This is a genomic window from Synechococcus sp. R6-5 (assembly GCF_047461775.1).
Classification (GTDB): Bacteria; Cyanobacteriota; Cyanobacteriia; order Thermostichales; family Thermostichaceae; genus Thermostichus.
The window spans coordinates 1-3,827 of record NZ_JANSHV010000347.1; the positions used below are offsets into that span (position 1 = coordinate 1).

Below are 3,827 nucleotides of genomic sequence, written 5' to 3' on the forward strand. Positions count from 1 at the left end.
TTCAAAGCCGGTTGCAGGTTGAGGGCAAGCATCATCTTCTTTGGGCAAAACTCTCAGAGTACGTGGCCTATGGCTCGTATTAATTCCCTAAGATGGAGCGTATTTTTTGGCGAAGGGCACGAAGGGCTGGACTTCTACCCAGATCTCGACTTTGGGCCAAGACTTCTGGCACCCACTCTAAAATCGGTAGCTGAGGAAAGGTTGGGCTGGTGGCAGAAGCCTGATATTGGCCGGATTGCAGGATGTAGATGGTTAGCTGGTTGCCTTGATAAACCCAAAGTTCGGGCACTCCTAGGCGGGTGTAAGCCTCAATCTGGGTTTTGGAAGTAACATCCACTTCGATGGCCAGATCCGGAGGCGGGTCAACAGATAGATCCAGCCGATCTTTGCCAATCACGGCCTGGTGATTTTGGATATAGAAGCATTCATCAGGTTCGATCCCGTAGTTCATTGCTTGCTGTTTGAAGGTAGCTGACCCAAAACATTCGCAGTCAACTTCCAGTTCCTCTAGCAAGATTTTGACAATGTCTCCAATGATGGATTTTTCTCGCTCATGCTTGGGTGAGGGCATTCTGATTTCCAATATCCCATCGCTGTAGGCAATGCGGCTGGCTCGCTTTTCGCCCAGCTCATCTAGGATGGCTTCAAAGTCTAACCAATTCAGATTGTGAATCAGCAGGCGCTGGCCGGGTGGGATGGTGAGTTGTCGAAGCTGGAGGGTGACCATCGTCTGGTTGGGTCTGAGGTCTTTTAGGCTTTGCTTCCCCCAGAGGTAGGGGGCTAAAGCAAGCTGGGCTGGAAAGGATCATGCTGCTTTTTCTTCATTTCGGATGCTAGCCGGTTAATTTCCGGCCAGGCAATGACGAGAGTGTTATAGGCTAGGGCTTCTTGAGTCCAGCCTTTCTTTTCGCAGAGGGTATAGAGCCGATAGGCCAGATCGCGGGCAACCGCACCTCTATCTCCCAAGGCAGCCAGGAGAGCGGCGGCTCCCATTTCTCCTTTCCGATCGAGGGTGTGGATGAGGGTCTGGGTGATGAGCCAGGCGGAGGAAGCAAGGAGCAAGGAGAGGGAATCTGCTCCCTTTTCTTTTCTCTGGGCTATTTCCTCTCTTCTCAACAACCGCACCTTGCCGGCCTTGGCTTCTAGGATCCCAAGTTCCTCAAGGGACTCAATGCTGACGTTTCTGGCCTTGCTGAGGACTTCTGCTTCCCCGTAGGGGCCTGGCTCAAATTGATATTGGGCAAACCAAGTGGTGGCCCAGCGGCTGCCCTCATCCAATTCCCCTTCCTGTTCGCTGAGATATTCATCTAGGTACTGGTTGATCAGTTGCAGGGCAGTGCGGACGGTCAGGGGCGAGCCATCGCTTTCCAAAACTGCAGCGTAGCGGGAATAGATGGCCATGCCGGGGCCGATGCTGGCTTGGGCCAAGTCCACAGGAGCAATGCTGCCCTGCTGCAGAAGTTTAAGCGCCTTGGGCAGCTCGCGCTTCAGCTCGGCAAGGAATTGGCGACGGGTAGCCTTGGGCGCATCGGCGGGGCGGGGACGGCAGACTAGAACGATGGAGGAAGCGAGGGCGTTAGTGCCAGATGCAATCATGCGGTTAGCGAGTTCGGTTCGCAGAGGCCAAGTGCCGTCAATGGTGAACCCAGCCCTGATCAAGCCTTCGAGCATGGTTTCCCAACCCGTAGAGACTCGGCCACTCATGCGCTCTGGGCTCTCACCCCTGGCTCCCCTACCAGTACGGGAGAGGGGGATAGGCTTGTCCGTGTCATCATCCTCTTCATCTTCCCCTTGTCCTTGGGGAGAGGTGTCTTCTTCCGTTTGCTTAAAGGCGTAGTAAACCGTGAGCGGGTAATCGGCATGAGAAATGCCGCGAATTCGGTTAAAAGCCTTACTTAATCCTGCCTCGAAGAACTCTTTAGCCTTTTGCTTGTCTCCACTAAAACGGTAGGGAGTAGCTACCAACTCTTGATCCTTGGGAGCCAAAAGAGTGCTAAAAAGATCGGGGTATACAGAGTTGAGACAACGGCGCAGCCAAACATAGAAGAAGTCTGATAAATCGGCATAGCTAATGTTGTCATAGTAGGGCGGGTCGGTGGAGATGAGCTTGGGGGTGGTGTCCTGGGGGTAAGGAGCCGTTGCGTCGTGTTGGGCGACTTGTCCGTTAGTAAAATCATCTAACTTCTCAACAACTCTAAGTAGACTTCCTAAACTAATTTCAAAATTTCCAGCAGAATTTGAAAATATATTTGGTTCTGCATAGTCCCAAAGCATGGGAATAGCTTGTCGAGTAAATAAGTGTCGGACTTGGGTTTTCGTATTTTCCCACATGCATAGTGAGTTACAAATATCACTTAAACGACTCAAAGCCATTCCCAAATAAACACTAATCGCCTCCCCATAGGCCCTTGCGCCTGTGCCGCCCTCGGCTAGGGGCACATCGTCATTGGGTAGTCCGGCAGCAATGGCATCGGCGATGGCCTTTTCCCGTGCTTCCGCCACCAAGTCGCTGAAAGTGGTGAGAGCCACCAGTTGCCGGGGGGTGAAGAGGTCGGCGTGTTTGGTCATGCCGTAATTTTGGACGCGAAACCCTAATGCTTCCTTGGGTAACTCGGTATCCGGTTTCCAACTGGGTTGAGCCGAATTGGCAATTGCCTCGTGCTCTGGAGTGGGATCCAGGTACACTCTGCCGTTTGGTCCCTCTGCCACTATGGCCATCATCTGGGATCCCATGCGTCCGGCCTGACCCTCTTTGCGGATGTACTCCAGCGGCACAGGCGTTCCGCAGGCAATGCAGCGTGCTCCTTTGCGGCCTACGGTTCCCTCCGGCGCTTTGCCCTTACCTGACCTGACCACAAACCGGATTGAGGGAGCAGAAGCGCTCTCTCCCCCATTCACCACCACCGGCTCTACCCAAGCCTCTTTCCCCTTCTTCGTCGAAAGCTGAAACGATCGCACCAAGGGCATCTGACAGCGGCAGGCTGGATTTGGACAGGTCACCGTCCGCGCCCACAACCAGGCAATCACCGTCAACTCCTCTGTGCCTAAGGGGTTTGAACAGGGAGGATAGAGATGTCCAATGCGCTCAAAGGCTTGTTCCCGCATCCAAGCCCCGTAATACCGGACATCTGCTGCCAATCCTTGGGCACCCCGCCAGGCTGAGATATGCTTCTTAGCCCGATCTTCAGGGTTGATGGGGGCTTTGTCCTTAAACTTCGGTGGAATCTCGATCAATGCCTTGTTGATCAGCACCGCCACCGGGTTGAGATCGCTGGCATGGGCCTCTAACCCCAAGCGCTGCGCTTCCAACGGGATGGATCCGCCACCGGCAAAGGGATCGTAAACGGGCGGCGCGTACTTGGCGATGTATTCTCTAACTGCTGCCGGATCCGTAGGGGGCTCTTCTCCTCGATCCCAGGCCAGACATCGGGCAATCTCTCGCTGCGCTGCCTCCAGCACGCCGGAGTTGGGATCGTTCACGTCATCCCAGGACACCAGACCCCGCACGACCCGCTTCCCCTGTTCGATCTCTATGCGGCCCAGGATGTTGAACAGCCGCTGCCGCTCTCGCTCTTGGTCGGCCTCGGTGGGGAACTTGTCCGGCCAACTGGAAGGGTCATCGACCAGGGAAGCCCAGAGCACCGCCCGACAGGCTGCTAGGGGCCGCCGCGCCCACCAGAGATGCAGGGTGCTGGGGTGGCCATGGCGGATGGATTTCTCGCGAGCCGATTCCAGATTGATGGCTTCGAGGGGCAGGGCAACTTCAATCAGCTTCTTGCGGCGGCTCATTAGATAAAGGTCAGCTAGAAATTGCAGGAGCCCCGCAC

Annotated in this window: 2 protein-coding genes; both read right to left on the reverse strand. The window is 55.1% G+C overall.

Annotation, left to right across the window (positions count from 1 at the left end; genetic code table 11):
- Nucleotides 1–79 precede the first annotated feature (79 nt).
- The gene (locus tag NW818_RS13595; RefSeq protein WP_414329080.1) at nucleotides 80–727 is read right to left on the reverse strand and encodes a Uma2 family endonuclease; all 648 of its coding nucleotides are present in this window, start codon (nucleotides 725–727) and stop codon (nucleotides 80–82) included.
- 53 nt (nucleotides 728–780) lie between these two features.
- The coding region (locus tag NW818_RS13600; RefSeq protein WP_414424856.1) for a DUF1156 domain-containing protein at nucleotides 781–3,827 on the reverse strand (3,047 nt) is incomplete at its 5' end.